A 13,832-nucleotide genomic window follows, 5' to 3' on the forward strand; every position below is an offset into this window, starting at 1 on the left:
GCGCTTATTATTGATATGAGATGACGGTTCGTTGCAAACCGGATCATCTGGAAGCGGGCCGAGAGTAACAGCTTTGTCTGGGGTCGCCTAGAGGCCAAAACAGGCCTTATGGTCACAAAAATGACTCAATGAACAATACAGGTCATTTTTAGAGTAATTATCCAAAATGTCGCAGATAAGGCTGTATAGAGCCTGTTAGAGCGGTTTAAGGCATTCGCGGGTAAACCCGCTCCTACATTGGGCAGTGTAGGAGCGGGTTTACCCGCGAAGAAGCCATCCCGGTATCACGCTATATCGCGCAACTCCCGCCGCAAAATCTTGCCCACCGGCGTCATGGGCAACGATTCGCGCAGCACGATGTGCTTGGGTACTTTGTAGCCGGTGAAGTTGGCCTTGCAGTAGGCCTTCAGCTCATCAACGCTCAGCCCCCCCTCGCGCGGCACCACGAACAGCTTGACCGCCTCGCCGGAACGCTCGTCCGGCACGCCGATAGCCGCACAGTTGGCGACCTTGGGATGCCCCATCACCACATCCTCGATTTCGTTGGGGTACACGTTGAAGCCCGAGACGATGATCATGTCCTTCTTGCGGTCGACAATTCGGGTGAAGCCGTCCGGGTCGATCACCGCGATATCACCGGTCTTGAACCAGCCTTCTGCATCCAGTGCCTGGGCCGTTGCCTCGGGCTGCTGCCAGTACCCCTTCATGACCTGCGGGCCTTTGATGCAAAGCTCGCCCCGCTCGCCCAGCGGCAGTTCGTTGCCATCATCATCGATGACCTTGAACGCAGTACCCGCCACGGGGATGCCCACCGTACCCAGACGCGCCAGCTGGCCATAGGGGTTGGTGCTGGCCACCGGCGAGGTTTCTGTCAGGCCGTAGCCTTCAACGATGCGGCACCCGGTAAGGTTTTCCCAGCGCTCGGCGGTGGCCTTGACCAGCGCTGTGCCACCAGAGTTGGTGACCTTCAGCGCCGAGAAGTCCAGCTGACGGAAGCCCGGGTGGTCCATCAGTGCGACAAACAAGGTATTGAGGCCCAGCAAGGCAGAGAAACGCCACTTGCCCAGCTCCTTGATGAAGCCGGGAATATCCCGCGGGTTGGTAATCAGCACGTTATGGTTGCCGGTGACCATCATGCACATGCAATTCGCGGTGAAGGCATAGATGTGGTACAGCGGCAGCGGCGCAATCATCACTTCCTGGCCGTCCTTCAGCAGCTTCTGCCCATCGGGGCCGTGCTGCGAGAAGCAGGCCAGCACCTGCAGCATGTTGGCCACCAGGTTGCCATGGGTGAGCATGGCGCCCTTGGCCAGGCCGGTGGTGCCGCCGGTGTACTGCAGCACAGCGATGTCATCGAGGTTCAGCGACACCGGTTTGGGCGACAGCCCGCGGCCCTCGCGCAGCACCTGCTTGAACGGCACCGCCTGGGGCAACCGGTAGGCCGGCACCATCTTCTTCAACTTGTCGACCACGGTGTTGACCAGCCAGCCCTTGGCGGCCGGCAGCAGGTCACCCATCTTTGCCTCGATCAGGTATTCGATACCGGTATCGGGCAGCACCTCCTGCACGCGCTTGCCGAACATGTTCAGGTACACCAGCGCACGCGCGCCACTGTCCTTGAACTGGTGGCGCATCTCGCGCTCGGTGTACAGCGGGTTGGTATTGACCACGATCAGCCCGGCGCGCATGGCACCGAAGACGGCGATGGGGTACTGCAGCACATTGGGCATCTGTACGGCGATGCGCTCACCCGGTTTGAGGTCGGTGTGCTGCTGCAACCAGGCAGCGAAGGCTGCCGAATGGCGCTCCAGTTCCGCGTAGCTGAGGGTCACGCCCAGGTTGCTGAACGCCGGGCGGTCGGCAAAGCGCTTGCAGGAGCGCTCGAACACCTCGACGACCGAGGCGTAGGCATTGATGTCGATGGTGGAAGGCACGCCTGCCGGGCGCTTGTCATTCCAGAAGTCGGCTTGCATTTATTATTGTTCCTCTGCCTGGACCTGCACTGCGTCCTTTAGTCCTTTACCTGACCGCCTGCCGGCGAAAAGGCGTTGATTCGACGTTAGCAGGTAAACCCAAGGTGGCATATACGCCAAGTGCCGCCATTAACATTGTGAATCTTATTTGTGCCCCTCCTGCAATCCGGCCGGTTGTGCATACACTGTTCGGGTAACCGCGCGCACAAGGACCCGCCATGCCTCACGACGCCTTCTGGCTGCCCGCCAGTGAGCACTGCAGCCTGTACGTACACCAATGGCTGCCGGCCACACCGGTAAAGGCCGTGGTGCTGCTGGCCCATGGCATGGCCGAGCATGCCGGGCGCTACCAGCGCCTGGGCCAGGCTCTGAGCGAGGCCGGCTTTGCCCTGTTCGCTGCCGATCAGCGTGGCCACGGGCGCACTGCCGAACTGGGCAACCTCGGCCTGTTCGCCCGCCATCATGGCTGGAATGCCGTGGTCAATGACCTGGGGTGTGTGGCCCAGCACATCGGCCAGCAGTTCCCGTGCACGCCGCTGTTCTTGTTCGGCCACAGCATGGGCAGCTACATCGCCCAGGCGTACCTGCTGCATCACAGTGGCAGCCTGCACGGGGCGATCCTTAGCGGTTCCAACTACCAACCGGCCGTGCTGTACCGCTTTGCGCGGCTGATTGCCCGGCTGGAGTCCTGGCGCCAGGGGCCACTGGGCAAGAGTGCACTGATCGAATGGTTGTCCTTCGGTTCGTTCAACAACGCCTTCAAGCCCAACCGCACGGCATTCGACTGGCTCAGCCGCGACCTGGGCGAGGTCGATCAGTACGTGAATGACCCGTTGTGCGGCTTTCGCTGCACCAACCAGTTGTGGCTCGATCTGCTGCAGGGCTTGGCGCAGATCAGTCAGCCGGGTAACCTCGCGCAGATCGATCCCAACCTGCCGATGCTGGTGATCGGCGGAGAATGTGATCCGGTCAGTGCCGGCAAGCGTCTCACCCATCTGGCCGACGCCCTGCGCGCGACCGGCAATCGACATGTACAGCTGCGCGTCTACCCGGAGGCGCGGCATGAAGTACTCAACGAAATCAACCGTGGCGAGGTCATCGCCGACATTCTCGGCTGGCTTGAACAGGCGCTGGCCCTTGGCCGCCCTGCACGCAGTGAATGATAGCCGCCCTCGCCCAACGCTTAAGGAAGCATCGATGTCTCAGGTCACCAACACGCCTTACGAAGCCCTCGAAGTCGGCCAGACGGCCGAGTACAAGAAGTCCGTTGAAGAACGCGACATCCAGCTGTTCGCTGCGATGTCCGGTGACCACAACCCGGTTCACCTGGATGCCGAATTCGCCGCCAAGAGCATGTTCCGCGAACGTATTGCCCACGGCATGTTCAGCGGCGCGCTGATCAGTGCTGCAGTGGCCTGCACACTGCCTGGCCCTGGCACCATCTACCTGGGCCAACAGATGAGCTTCCAGAAGCCGGTGAAAATTGGCGACACCCTGACCGTGCGCCTGGAAATCCTCGAGAAGCTGCCCAAGTTCAAGGTGCGCATCGCCACCAACGTGTACAACCAGAACGACGAGCTGGTGGTCGCGGGTGAAGCCGAAATCCTGGCGCCGCGCAAGCAGCAGACCGTCGAGCTGGTGTCGCCGCCGAACTTTGTGGCGAGCTGAAGTGTGATGCCGCCAGCACCTACTTCAAGGCTGCTGTCCTGGGTAACCCGCTAATTCGTTGATTTAGCGGGCAGCCTGTGGGATATGGGCTGGCCCGCAAAGAGCCGGCACCCCCCACATCATTCGATAGCCTGCAAGCGCCGCTCGATATGCCGCCGCTCAGGCGCCTGCCGGGTCAAGGCCAGCGCCTGCTGCCAGGCCGCTCGCGCCTCTTCTACCTGCCCCAGTTGGCAATGCAACTCGGCGCGCGCCGCATGTGCCAGGTGATAGTCCAGCAACTCCCCCCGCGCCAGAATCCCTTCGACTTCCCGCAAGCCAACCTCCGGCCCATCCCGCTTCGCCAGCGCCACCGCCCGGTTAAGCGCCACCACCGCTGATGGCCAATACCGCTGCAATACGTCATACAGCCCGACGATCTCCCCCCAGTCCGTTTCTTCAGCCGTCGCCGCTTCGGCATGCACAGCAGCAATCGCCGCCTGGACGGTATAGGCGCCGAACGCACGGCTCTGCAGGGCCAGGCGCACCAGTTCACAGCCTTCGGCAATGAACTGCCGGTCCCACAGGCTACGATCCTGCTGCTCCAGAACCACCAAATCGCCTTGGCCATCGATGCGCGCCCGCTGCCGGGACGCCTGCAGCAACATCAACGCCAGCAGGCCGACCGCCTCCGGGTCGGGCAGCAACTGCACCAGCAACCGCGCCAGGCGAATGGCTTCATCGCTCATATCCTGCTGCAGCAGTGTTTCGCCCGATGATGCCGAATAGCCCTCATTGAACACCAGGTAGATCACCCGCAACACGCTTTCCAGGCGCTCGGGCAGCTCATTCAGCTCGGGTACCTGGTACGGTATGCCCGCGTCACGGATCTTGGCCTTGGCACGCACGATCCGCTGGGCGATGGTTGTCGGGCTTTGCAGAAAGGCGCGGGCGATCTGCTCGGTGGTCAGGTCGCAGACTTCGCGAAGCGTCAATGGCACCTGAGCGTCGGCCGACAGGGCCGGATGGCAACAGGTGAAGATCAGCCGCAGGCGGTCATCCGCCAGCAGTTCTTCTTCACTGGGGTCCTGCGCCTGACCCTCCAGCAGCATGCTCAAGTCCGCCTGGGAGCGGTCGAAGCGGACGCGCCGGCGCAGCGCGTCGATGGCCTTGAAGCGCCCGACAGAGACCAGCCACGCTCGCGGGTTGGCGGGGATACCGTCGCGTTGCCAGCGCTCGACGGCAATGAAGAAGGCGTCATGCATGGCCTCCTCGGCCAGGTCGAAATCACCCAGCAAGCGGATCAGTGTCGCCAGTATGCGCCGCGATTCCCGCCGGTACACGGCCTCGACTTCGGCGCGCACATGGGCCAGTGCGGCCATCAGTCGGGCATCCGCTGGGTCACCACCTCCACCAGGCGGTCCAGGCTTTCTCCCCAGCCTTGGTGGAAGCCCATTTCTTCATGGGCCCGGCAGTCGGTGGCATTCCAGTGCCAGGCACGGGCGGTGTAGCGGGTTTTGCCCTGTTCCTCGTCAAAGCTGATCACGGCGGTCATGAAGGCCTTGTCCGACGGCACCCATCCGGGGCCGAAGGCATCGGTGAACACCAGCCGGCGTGGCGCGGCAATTTCCAGAAAGACGCCCTGGTTGGGGTACTCGCTACCATCCGGCGCGCGCATCAGGGTGCGAAACAGGCCACCGGCCCACAACTGCATTTCACACTCCGGGGTGGTCATGCCGTGCGGCCCCCACCACTGCATCAGCCATTGGGGTTCGGTCCAGGCGCGAAATACCTTGGCCGGTGGGGCGTCGATTAGGCGGTTGATGGACAACTCGTGTTGCGCCTGGGCAATGGGGGCAAGGCTCATGCTGATTGTTCTCCTTGGCTGTCAGGGTTGCAGCTCGCGCACCGGTCGCACCTCGACACTGCCGACCCGCGCAGCAGGGATGCCCTTGGCGATATTCAGCGCTTCGTTGAGGTCGCGGGCCTCCACCAGGTAAAAACCGGCCAGTTGCTCCTTGGTCTCGGCGAACGGGCCGTCGGTCAGGCTCATGTGTCCGTTGCGCATGCGTACCGTGGTGGCCGTCTGCACCGGCTTCAGCGCCTCGGCCGCCAGCATGCGCCCGGAACCGTGAATGGCTTCGGCGTAGGCCATGCATTCGGCGTCTGCCGGGCTGTCGGGCAGGCTGTGCAACAGCCCCTCGTCACAATAGACCAGGCACAGGTATTTCATGGTCGCCTCCAGGGTATTGGCAAAGTGCGTTTGGCGATAAAGGCTCAGGGCTTGAGATCGAACAGGGCTTTTTGCGTTTCCATGTCGAAAGGCGCCGACCAGTGTTCGTGGATGACCTGCCACTGGCCGCCTTGACGACGATAGCCCACCGTGGCGCGCATGAAGCCGCACTGGCTTTCGTCGTCGCCCGGGCCACAGCGGTTCAGCCAATGGGCCAGGGCCAGATCGCCAGCGGCGTACACGGTAAGTTGGGCAAGTTCGAACACCATGGGGCCGGTGCACATGCCCATGCACATTTCCCAGTGCGCCGTGTAGGCGGACTTGCCTTTGAATTGCAGGGCCTGGATGGCATCGAAGGCGACGATATCGTCGGCGTAGGGGGCGATGATGCCCGGGATGTCGCGATCGCGCACGGCTTGCATCCAGCGCTCGATCAATTGGCGGATTTCGGATTCGGCTGCGGTGCTCATCGGGGGTCCTCCGACAGGACAGGGTGTTTTGGCACACTGCGTGCGTGCCTTCACTTATGGTCGAACTGAGGGAGGGGGAATCGACAGTGGAGGAGAATATTTTGTCGGGGGGCAGCTGAGAGCGTGCATCAGGGACTGCCTGGTGAATGTTCTCGGTGATTGGGCGCCTGGGAGATCGAGCGCCGCCCGCGCGGCGCATCGCGAGCAAGCTCGCTCCTACATTTGTTTCGGGCCAGTTATTCCTGAGGCAGAAGCGCGCGGCCCTTTGGCGTCCTCCTCGATATCGGGTGGAGCAAACAAGGCGGTCACGCGCGTAGGCACAGGCAATACTGGCCAGAAACAAATGTAGGAGCGAGCTTGCTCGCGATGCGCCGCGCGGGCGGCGCTCGATCCCACGGACGGTGAAAATGCTGCGGCGATCACATGGAAGCCCGCAGCAACTTTCATCGCACTACCTAGCTATCACCCCTGCTGGCAACCTTCCCCCATGGCCCGGTACTGGATGGTGTGTACCTGGCCCTGATGGTCTTCATAGGTCATGGTCGCAGGTACCACTTCGCAGACATTGGGGATGGTCGACAGGTTGATCACCCGCTTGATGTCCAGGTTCATCGAGTAGTCGTACTGCTGAGCCACAGGCTCGCTGGAGACGGGTTTGGCCTCATCGGCGAGGGCGAACGAGGACATACCGACCAATGCAAGAATCAGTAATGGTTTCATGTGGTTTTGCCTTTAGAGCGTTCAAGCTGATCGATTGACTTCTATTGCCGTATCCGGCGCGGAGAAGTTGTCATCTAGGGTCTAGATGGCACGAAGTACCGATCCCGCTTCGTACTGCCAGGGGGGATGAAGAAAATTCTACTCCCGGCCAGCAATAGTTGAACCCCGGAGTCGGATATTCACCCTTGCCGGTTTTGCAACAATCTGCGACAAAGTGGCCGCAAATCATCAGGCCAGAGCCTCTGGCCACGTTTCAGGGTAGGACTCACCATTTCTGAAAAATTGTCCTGTTCGACGCTTTCGGACACAGAACGCCGTTTGCTGGACCACTTCTACCGCCAGCACAGCTCACGCATGCGCGCTGCAAGCGACGCCGAACTGTGGGTAGCACGGGCCCCTGGCATCATCGCCGGGCTGAGCCTGAGTGCGGTGGGTGAGGGATTCTGGCTGACGGGCCTGTTCGTCGCCCCGCAGCGGCGCCACCAAGGGGTGGCCGCGCAGTTGATCGAGGCAGCACTGGCGCAGGTTGACGGGCCCGTCTGGCTGTTCTGTCATCCCGACCTGACGCCCTTCTACCAGCGCCTGGGTTTCGACCTGGCCCAACAGCTGCCAGAAGCCCTGGCCAGCCGCCTGCTTCGCTATCAGCGCAACAAACGCCTGGTAGCCCTGCAGCGAGGTCAGTCCTCGCTGACCTCGAGCCCAGGGAACAGCACCTCGGTGTAGCCGAACCTGGAAAAGTCCTGGATGCGCGAGGGGTATAGCCGGCCGATCAGGTGGTCGCACTCGTGCTGCACCACCCGCGCATGGAAGCCATCGGCAAAGCGGTTGATCGGGTTGCCCTGGGGGTCGATGCCCTGGTAGCCGATATGCTTGAAGCGCGGCACCACGCCGCGCAAGCCAGGCACCGACAGACAACCTTCCCAGCCGTCCTCGATCTCGCTTGAGGTCGGGGTGATGACCGGATTCAGCAGAATGGTCTGCGGCACCGCCTCGGCATCGGGGTATCGCTCGCTGCGCTCGAAGCCGAAGATCACCAACTGCAGGTCGATGCCGATCTGCGGAGCAGCCAGGCCCACACCGCCTACGTGACGCATGGTTTCGAACATGTCGTCGATCAGTTGCTGCAGTTCGGCACTGCCAAGCATGTGCTCGGGCACTGGCGGAGCGATGCGCAGCAGGCGTTCGTCGCCCATCTTGAGAATGTCACGGATCATCAGGGGTTCGGCTCGACGCTATGAGGCTTGCTCGGGTTCGGGTGCTCGTGACCCAGTACAGTCAAGGTTTCCTTGGGCTTTTCCCCGTCGAAGTCTTTCTCGCCCGGGTTCTTGCCTTCGGCTGACATGTGCTCGATCACCGCATTCATTTCGGCGCCGAGCAGCAGCACGGCAGCCGAAATATAGAAATACAGCAACAGCACGATGATTGCACCAATGCTGCCGTACATGGCGTTGTAGTCGGCAAAGGTCTTCACGTAGTAGGCAAAGCCCAGGGAGGCCACGATCCACACCACAACCGCCAGCACCGAGCCCGGGGTGATGAAGCGAAACTGCTGTTTCACATCAGGCATCACGTAATAGATCAGGGCCACTGCCACCATCAGCAGAATGATGATCACCGGCCAGCGCAGGATGGTCCACAGTGTGACGATGAACTCCTGCATGCCGATCTGGGCGGCTATCCATTCCATCACCTGCGGGCCCAGCACCATCAGCGCTGCGGCCGCCAGCAGCATGCCAGCCAGGCCCACGGTGTAGAAAATGGAAAGCGGGATACGCTTCCACACCGGGCGCCCTTCGGGCACATCGTAAGCGGCGTTCATGGCGCTCATCATCAAGCGCACGCCGGCGGAGGCGGTCCACAGGGCGATCACGATACCCACCGACAGCAGCCCACCCTTGGATTGTTGCAGCTGGTCGATCACCGGGTTCACCTGCTCCAGCGCCTGGGGCGGCAACACCAGTTCCGATTGCAGACGCAGCCAGGAGAAAAAGTCCGGCAAATGTAGGAAACCGATCAGGGCAATCAGGAACAACAGGAAGGGGAATAGCGAGAACAGCGCCTGGTAGGCCAGCGCTGAGGCATAGGTGGACATCTCGTCGTCGAGGAATTCCTTGACGGTGCGAACCAGCACGCGGTGCAGGGGCAAGCCGCGCAGGTCGGGGAAAATCATAGCGTCTCCTTTCGCCGCTTGATCGTTACACAGGCAAGTCTAATAGACCGTGCCCGAGCTGTGCTGCTCCCGGCCGTGATTGAAGAATTTGCTTACGAATAGTGCCGGCCTCTACGCGGGTTTACCCGCCAGAGACCGGCACAGGCCGCCTCACCTCAAGTCAAGGCTTCTTCACCGCATCCTTCACATTGCCCTTGACCTGCTGCGCCTCGCCTTTAAGCTCCTGCGCCTTGCCTTCAGCCCGCAGCTTGTCGTTGTCGGTCACCTTGCCAACACCCTGTTTCACGTTGCCGATCGCTTCGTTGGCCAAGCCTTTCGCTTTGTCTTTAGTACCGCTCATGGCAAAACTCCTGCAAATGGAGACACGTGAACCGTGTCGACAGAAGGTTGACCCAACGCCTGGGCCAGGAGTTTCAACGGATTTCCCGGCCAGAAGCCGAACGGTAAAACGGCAGGCGAATACCGCCCAAGCCCGCGAAGAGGCCGGCACTGGCACCGCAAGTCACAAACCTTGCTCCGCCCCGTGCCACCCCTCACAATGAAGGCCTTCATAGCGTCAACGCGCAGGAACCTGCATGAAACTCGACAAACCCGCCGCCATCGCCCGGCGCAACGAAGCACTGGCCCGGCCGGTGCTGACCAGCAGCAACACCCTGTTCGCCATCCTGGACAACAAACGCAACCTGTGGTGGTTCGAAGTGCCGGTGGCACTGCTGGGCAAGGGCCAGGCCGACTGGGTCAACCTGCTGCTGCACACGCCGGAAAGCGATGAGCTGCAGCACCTGAAGGTGCCCACCAATTTCCTCAAGGCTCACCTTGAGCAAATGGAAGTGCGCAAGCCTGGCAAGCGCCGCTCCACCATCAGCCTGGCCCTCAGCGCCGACCGGGACTCGCTGCTGCGCGACACCCGTCCGGGTGGCGAGCAGCTGGACTTCCGCAACTTCGTACAGGCGTAAGGCCGTCAGGCTTTCTCGATGCGATCGTCATGGATGACGATCAGGCCCTGCTTGAACAACCCGCCAATGGCCTTCTTGAAGTTGCCCTTGCTGACGTTGAACAGCTTGCTGATCAACGCAGGGTCACTCTTGTCGCACACCCCCAACACCCCGCCTTCGGCTTCCAGGCGCGCCATGATCTGCTCTTGCAGGGTGTCCGCCAGGGCGGCGCCTACCGGCTGCAGGCTCAGTGAAATCTTGCCGTCCTGGCGCACTTCCTTGATGAAGCCCTTCTCGTGCATGCCCGAGCGCAAGAACTTGAACACCTCGTTCTTGTGGATCAGGCCCCAGTGGCGGTTGTTGATGATGGCCTTGAAGCCCATCGGCGTTTCGCCGGCCACCAGCAGCTCGACCGGCTGGCCAACCTTGTAGTCGGCCGGGGTGACATCGAGGTAGCGGTCCAGGCGCGACGTGGCAGTGATCCGGCGGGTGCGCTTGTCGAGGTACACGTGCACCACGCAGTAATCACCGATCTTCAGTGGCCGAGCCTCTTCCGAGTACGGCATCAGCAAGTCCTTGGACAGGCCCCAGTCCAGGAAGATACCGGCACCGTTGATGTCCTTGACCTTCAGGCTGGCGAACTCGCCGACCTGCACCTTGGGCTTCTCGGTGGTGGCGATCAGCTGGTCTTCGCTGTCCAGGTAGATGAACACGTTCAACCAGTCATCGACCTCGGTCTCGGCGTTTTTCGGGATGTAGCGCCCGGGCAGCAGGATTTCGCCATCGGCGCCGCCGTCCAGGTACAGACCGAAGTCCACGTGTTTCACGATTTGCAAACTGTTGTAACGCCCAAGCAGAGCCATTTCCGATGATCCTCAAGACAAGGCGGCTATTCTACACCTGAAGCCACCACATGGCCCGACCACTCATGCAGTGGAACCGCCAGGCCGCACTTGCATCTACCTTCTGGCCAGCCTGAGGAAGGAACAGCACATGCCGCTACGCCTGCCCAAAGCCCTGCTTATCGCCATCGGCTTCGCCCTGGCCTTGGCCGCCTGCAGCCGCATCGACCTGGCCTATCGCAACCTCGACCGCCTGGTGCCGTGGTCGCTGAGCGACTACCTGGACATGAACCGCGAGCAAAGGGCGCTGCTGGATGATCGGTTGCGCGAGCACCTGGCCTGGCATTGCAAGACTCAACTGCCCGGCTACCTCGACTGGCTCGACCGGCTACGTGACATGGTCGCCGACGACCAGGTCACCGACCAGGCCCTGCAGCAAAGCACCCGCGAGGTCCGTGAGGCAATTGGTCGATTGGCCGAGGAAATCACCCCTTCGGCCACCGAACTGCTGCGCGGCATGAGCGACAACCAGGTAGCGCAGATGCGTGAGGCCTTCCGCGAAGACATCAGTGAACGGCAGAAGCAGTATGTGGATACGCCATTGCCCAAGCAGATGGCCCGCCGTAGCGAACGCATGGAAAAACGCCTGACGCCATGGTTTGGCGAGTTGACGGCGGTACAGAAGCAACGCATCCAGGCCTGGTCTCAAGCGCTGGGTGACCAGAACCGTGAATGGATCGCCAACCGTGCCCACTGGCAGCAGCAACTGCTGTTGGCAATGAACCAGCGCAACGACTCCAGCTTCGAACCGCGCCTGGCGACCTTGTTGCAACGCAAGGAGAGTTTGTGGACACCCGAATACCGGGCGGCGTATCGGAATAGCGAGCAGCAGGCACGCAGCCTGCTGGTGGACCTGGTGCGGCAGAGCACCCCGCAGCAACGGAGGTTCCTGCAGGAACGGTTGGGCAAGGTGCGTACCCATTTGAGCGAGATGAAGTGTTTGAAGGCGTGACAGGCCTGTTCGCGCTGATTCACCGGGCCTTGCGCCGATACGGAAACACATCGATCACTTTCCCCTCACGTATCGCCGCCTGCAGCCCCTTCCAGTAATCCGCGTCATACAGTTCCCCATGCAAGCGGCTGAACAACCGCCGCTGGCCCATATCGGCAAACAGAAACGGCGGAAACTCTTCGGGGAACACATCATGCGGCCCGATCGAGTACCACGGCTCGCCCGACATTTCGTCCTCCGGGTAACGCGGTGGCGGAATGTGGCGGAAATTCACCTCGGTCAGGAAGCTGATTTCGTCATAGTCGTAAAACACTACCCGGCCATGACGGGTCACACCAAAGTTCTTCAGCAACATGTCGCCGGGGAAGATGTTCGCCGCCGCCAACTGCTTGATGGCCAGGCCGTAGTCCTCCAGCGCCTCCAGCACCTGGCCTTCGGTGGCCTGCTCCAGGTACAGGTTCAACGGCGTCATGCGCCGCTCGGTCCAACAGTGGCGGATCAGCACCGTGTCGCCCTCCAGCGCCACCGTCGACGGCGCCACCTCCAGCAACTCGGCCAGGCAATCCGGCTCGAACTTGCTGCGCGGAAAGCGAAAATCGGCAAACTCCTGGGTGTCGGCCATACGCCCCACCCGGTCGACACTCTTCACCAGCCGATACTTGTCGATCACCGTGGCGCGATCCACGGTTTTCGATGGCGAGAAGCGGTCCTTGATGATCTTGAACACCGTATTGAAGCCGGGCAAGGTGAACACGCTCATGACCATGCCCCGCACCCCTGGTGCCATGACAAAGCGGTCATCACTGCTGGCCAGGTGGTTGATCAGTGCGCGGTAGAACTCCGACTTGCCCTGCTTGTAGAACCCGATCGAGGTATACAGCTCGGCAATGTGCTTGCCCGGCAGGATGCGCTTGAGGAAATTGACGAACTCGGCGGGCACCGGGACATCGGCCATGAAGTAAGAGCGGGTGAACGAAAAGATGATCGACACCTCGGCCTCGTCGGTAATCAGCGCATCGGCCTCGATGCCGTGGCCCTCGCGGTGCAGCAAGGGAATCACCAACGGCCACTGCTCATCGCTGTTGTACAGGCGGCCGACCAGATAGGCCCCCTTGTTGCGGTAAAGCACGGGTACAAACAGCTCCACGGCCAGCGCCGGGTCCTTGCACACCCAGTCGGGCAGGCATTCGCGCAGTTGTTCTTCCAGCCGCGCCAGGTCGCCTTCCAGGTCGCCATAGGGCATGTCGAACGGGTAATCGGCGAACACCGCGCGCAGCAAGTTCCTGAGACTGCCGTCAAGCCGATAGGTACGGGTTTGCGCGGCGCGCTCGCGGCCGCGCATGGAAGGCCGGGTAGTGTGGATGAACATGCAGCCGTCGCTGATCAGGTCATGGCTGAAGAGGCTGCAAAACAGCGAGTTGTACCAGGTCTCTGCCAACTCGTCGTCCAGGCGGGGGTCGATCAGGTGGATATAGGCGTTTTTCACCAGCGGCCACTGTTCCACATCCAGCAGCACCTCTGCAGCAAAGGCCTGGCGCAGCCAACCGTTGACTTCGGCGACTTTCTCTTCGTAGAGATTGATGCGGGCAGCGGCGGCCTGCTGGATATCCTGCCAGCGCGCCTGTTCGAAGCGCTGGCGAGCACCCAGGGTGATGCGCTGGAAATGATCGCGGTAGTCGTCGAAGCCGGCGAGGATCATCCGGGCGATTTCGACAGCGGGCCAGGGCTGGGACATGCGTGGGGCCTCGGAGCTGGGATTGAGTACAGAGCTTAGCCGCCCTTGGCTTCATGGGTTACTGCCATTGAAGGCCCGAGCTGTAGTTGCAGTTGCCT

General features: G+C 61.6%; 16 protein-coding genes. 5 read left to right on the plus strand and 11 right to left on the minus strand.

From position 1 onward, the window contains the following. Positions 1-284: 284 nt before the first annotated feature. Complete coding sequence (gene fadD2, locus ACF8FB_RS07315) at positions 285-1,973, minus strand: long-chain-fatty-acid--CoA ligase FadD2 (protein WP_392511158.1); 1,689 nt, start codon at positions 1,971-1,973, stop codon at positions 285-287. Between the two features lie 218 nt (positions 1,974-2,191). On the opposite strand from fadD2, the gene ACF8FB_RS07320 reads away from it, so the two are divergent. Both ACF8FB_RS07320 and ACF8FB_RS07325 read left to right on the plus strand, forming a co-directional pair. Next, complete coding sequence (locus ACF8FB_RS07320) at positions 2,192-3,136, plus strand: alpha/beta hydrolase (protein ID WP_392511159.1); 945 nt, start codon at positions 2,192-2,194, stop codon at positions 3,134-3,136. A 34-nt stretch (positions 3,137-3,170) separates the two neighbouring features. After that, positions 3,171-3,641, plus strand: a complete 471-nt coding sequence (locus ACF8FB_RS07325) for a MaoC family dehydratase (RefSeq protein WP_014755701.1) — start codon at positions 3,171-3,173, stop codon at positions 3,639-3,641. 119 nt (positions 3,642-3,760) lie between these two features. Here the strand turns inward: ACF8FB_RS07325 and ACF8FB_RS07330 are convergent, their stop codons facing one another. The 5 genes from ACF8FB_RS07330 to ACF8FB_RS07350 all read right to left on the minus strand — a co-directional run bounded on the left by ACF8FB_RS07330 (position 3,761) and on the right by ACF8FB_RS07350 (position 7,040). Next, entirely contained in the window at positions 3,761-4,999 is a 1,239-nt protein-coding gene (locus ACF8FB_RS07330; RefSeq protein WP_392511160.1) for an RNA polymerase sigma factor, read from the minus strand. Then, the gene (locus tag ACF8FB_RS07335; RefSeq protein ID WP_392511161.1) at positions 4,999-5,484 is read right to left on the minus strand and encodes an SRPBCC family protein; all 486 of its coding nucleotides are present in this window, start codon (positions 5,482-5,484) and stop codon (positions 4,999-5,001) included. Before ACF8FB_RS07335 ends, ACF8FB_RS07330 begins: the two co-directional genes overlap by 1 nt. A 21-nt stretch (positions 5,485-5,505) precedes the next feature. After that, positions 5,506-5,850 carry a YciI family protein gene (locus ACF8FB_RS07340; RefSeq protein ID WP_010955228.1) on the minus strand — a complete coding sequence of 115 codons (345 nt, stop codon included), beginning with the start codon at positions 5,848-5,850 and terminating at the stop codon, positions 5,506-5,508. Positions 5,851-5,894: 44 nt separating this feature from the next. Next, a complete protein-coding gene (locus ACF8FB_RS07345; RefSeq protein WP_003254630.1) occupies positions 5,895-6,320 on the minus strand; it encodes a nuclear transport factor 2 family protein in 426 nt (141 codons plus the stop codon). A gap of 462 nt (positions 6,321-6,782) precedes the next feature. After that, the gene (locus tag ACF8FB_RS07350) at positions 6,783-7,040 is read right to left on the minus strand and encodes a DUF2790 domain-containing protein (RefSeq protein ID WP_003254632.1); all 258 of its coding nucleotides are present in this window, start codon (positions 7,038-7,040) and stop codon (positions 6,783-6,785) included. 318 nt (positions 7,041-7,358) lie between these two features. Here ACF8FB_RS07350 and ACF8FB_RS07355 point away from each other — a divergent pair, with 318 nt between their 5' ends. Beyond that, positions 7,359-7,763: a GNAT family N-acetyltransferase gene (locus ACF8FB_RS07355; protein ID WP_392511162.1), complete on the plus strand. Its 405-nt coding sequence runs from the start codon at positions 7,359-7,361 to the stop codon at positions 7,761-7,763. Here ACF8FB_RS07355 and def read toward each other — a convergent pair. The 3 genes from def to ACF8FB_RS07370 all read right to left on the minus strand — a co-directional run bounded on the left by def (position 7,718) and on the right by ACF8FB_RS07370 (position 9,550). After that, complete coding sequence (gene def, locus ACF8FB_RS07360) at positions 7,718-8,254, minus strand: peptide deformylase (RefSeq protein WP_392511163.1); 537 nt, start codon at positions 8,252-8,254, stop codon at positions 7,718-7,720. The genes ACF8FB_RS07355 and def overlap by 46 nt on opposite strands. Further along, a complete protein-coding gene (locus tag ACF8FB_RS07365) occupies positions 8,254-9,210 on the minus strand; it encodes a YihY/virulence factor BrkB family protein (RefSeq protein WP_003254637.1) in 957 nt (318 codons plus the stop codon). The genes def and ACF8FB_RS07365 overlap by 1 nt, the downstream gene beginning before the upstream one ends. A 160-nt stretch (positions 9,211-9,370) precedes the next feature. Then, a complete protein-coding gene (locus ACF8FB_RS07370) occupies positions 9,371-9,550 on the minus strand; it encodes a CsbD family protein (RefSeq protein WP_012051514.1) in 180 nt (59 codons plus the stop codon). Between the two features lie 235 nt (positions 9,551-9,785). Between ACF8FB_RS07370 and ACF8FB_RS07375 the strand changes: the two genes are divergently transcribed. Then, on the plus strand, positions 9,786-10,166 hold the full coding sequence (locus tag ACF8FB_RS07375) for a hypothetical protein (protein ID WP_003254641.1): 381 nt from the start codon (positions 9,786-9,788) through the stop codon (positions 10,164-10,166). A gap of 5 nt (positions 10,167-10,171) precedes the next feature. Here ACF8FB_RS07375 and ACF8FB_RS07380 read toward each other — a convergent pair whose 3' ends face one another. Beyond that, positions 10,172-11,008 carry a S1 RNA-binding domain-containing protein gene (locus tag ACF8FB_RS07380; RefSeq protein ID WP_010955234.1) on the minus strand — a complete coding sequence of 279 codons (837 nt, stop codon included), beginning with the start codon at positions 11,006-11,008 and terminating at the stop codon, positions 10,172-10,174. A 130-nt stretch (positions 11,009-11,138) separates the two neighbouring features. On the opposite strand from ACF8FB_RS07380, the gene ACF8FB_RS07385 reads away from it, so the two are divergent. Beyond that, positions 11,139-11,999: a DUF6279 family lipoprotein gene (locus ACF8FB_RS07385; protein WP_010955235.1), complete on the plus strand. Its 861-nt coding sequence runs from the start codon at positions 11,139-11,141 to the stop codon at positions 11,997-11,999. Positions 12,000-12,018: 19 nt separating this feature from the next. Here the strand turns inward: ACF8FB_RS07385 and aceK are convergent, their stop codons facing one another. Continuing rightward, positions 12,019-13,734, minus strand: coding sequence for a bifunctional isocitrate dehydrogenase kinase/phosphatase (aceK, locus tag ACF8FB_RS07390; protein ID WP_010955236.1), 1,716 nt, complete (start codon positions 13,732-13,734; stop codon positions 12,019-12,021). Positions 13,735-13,832 lie beyond the last annotated feature (98 nt).

The organism is Pseudomonas sp. yb_2 (assembly GCF_043103905.1).
GTDB lineage: Bacteria > Pseudomonadota > Gammaproteobacteria > Pseudomonadales > Pseudomonadaceae > Aquipseudomonas > Aquipseudomonas alloputida.

Excerpts from the sequence above, each read along its gene's own strand:
- fadD2 (WP_392511158.1), bottom strand. The coding sequence starts at position 1,973 with ATGCAAGCCGACTTCTGGAATGACAAGCGCCCGGCAGGCGTGCCTTCC.
- ACF8FB_RS07320 (WP_392511159.1), top strand. The coding sequence starts at position 2,192 with ATGCCTCACGACGCCTTCTGGCTGCCCGCCAGTGAGCACTGCAGCCTG.
- ACF8FB_RS07325 (WP_014755701.1), top strand. The coding sequence starts at position 3,171 with ATGTCTCAGGTCACCAACACGCCTTACGAAGCCCTCGAAGTCGGCCAG.
- ACF8FB_RS07330 (WP_392511160.1), bottom strand. The coding sequence starts at position 4,999 with ATGGCCGCACTGGCCCATGTGCGCGCCGAAGTCGAGGCCGTGTACCGG.
- ACF8FB_RS07335 (WP_392511161.1), bottom strand. The coding sequence starts at position 5,484 with ATGAGCCTTGCCCCCATTGCCCAGGCGCAACACGAGTTGTCCATCAAC.
- ACF8FB_RS07340 (WP_010955228.1), bottom strand. The coding sequence starts at position 5,850 with ATGAAATACCTGTGCCTGGTCTATTGTGACGAGGGGCTGTTGCACAGC.
- ACF8FB_RS07345 (WP_003254630.1), bottom strand. The coding sequence starts at position 6,320 with ATGAGCACCGCAGCCGAATCCGAAATCCGCCAATTGATCGAGCGCTGG.
- ACF8FB_RS07350 (WP_003254632.1), bottom strand. The coding sequence starts at position 7,040 with ATGAAACCATTACTGATTCTTGCATTGGTCGGTATGTCCTCGTTCGCC.
- def (WP_392511163.1), bottom strand. The coding sequence starts at position 8,254 with ATGATCCGTGACATTCTCAAGATGGGCGACGAACGCCTGCTGCGCATC.
- ACF8FB_RS07365 (WP_003254637.1), bottom strand. The coding sequence starts at position 9,210 with ATGATTTTCCCCGACCTGCGCGGCTTGCCCCTGCACCGCGTGCTGGTT.
- ACF8FB_RS07370 (WP_012051514.1), bottom strand. The coding sequence starts at position 9,550 with ATGAGCGGTACTAAAGACAAAGCGAAAGGCTTGGCCAACGAAGCGATC.
- ACF8FB_RS07375 (WP_003254641.1), top strand. The coding sequence starts at position 9,786 with ATGAAACTCGACAAACCCGCCGCCATCGCCCGGCGCAACGAAGCACTG.
- ACF8FB_RS07380 (WP_010955234.1), bottom strand. The coding sequence starts at position 11,008 with ATGGCTCTGCTTGGGCGTTACAACAGTTTGCAAATCGTGAAACACGTG.
- ACF8FB_RS07385 (WP_010955235.1), top strand. The coding sequence starts at position 11,139 with ATGCCGCTACGCCTGCCCAAAGCCCTGCTTATCGCCATCGGCTTCGCC.
- aceK (WP_010955236.1), bottom strand. The coding sequence starts at position 13,734 with ATGTCCCAGCCCTGGCCCGCTGTCGAAATCGCCCGGATGATCCTCGCC.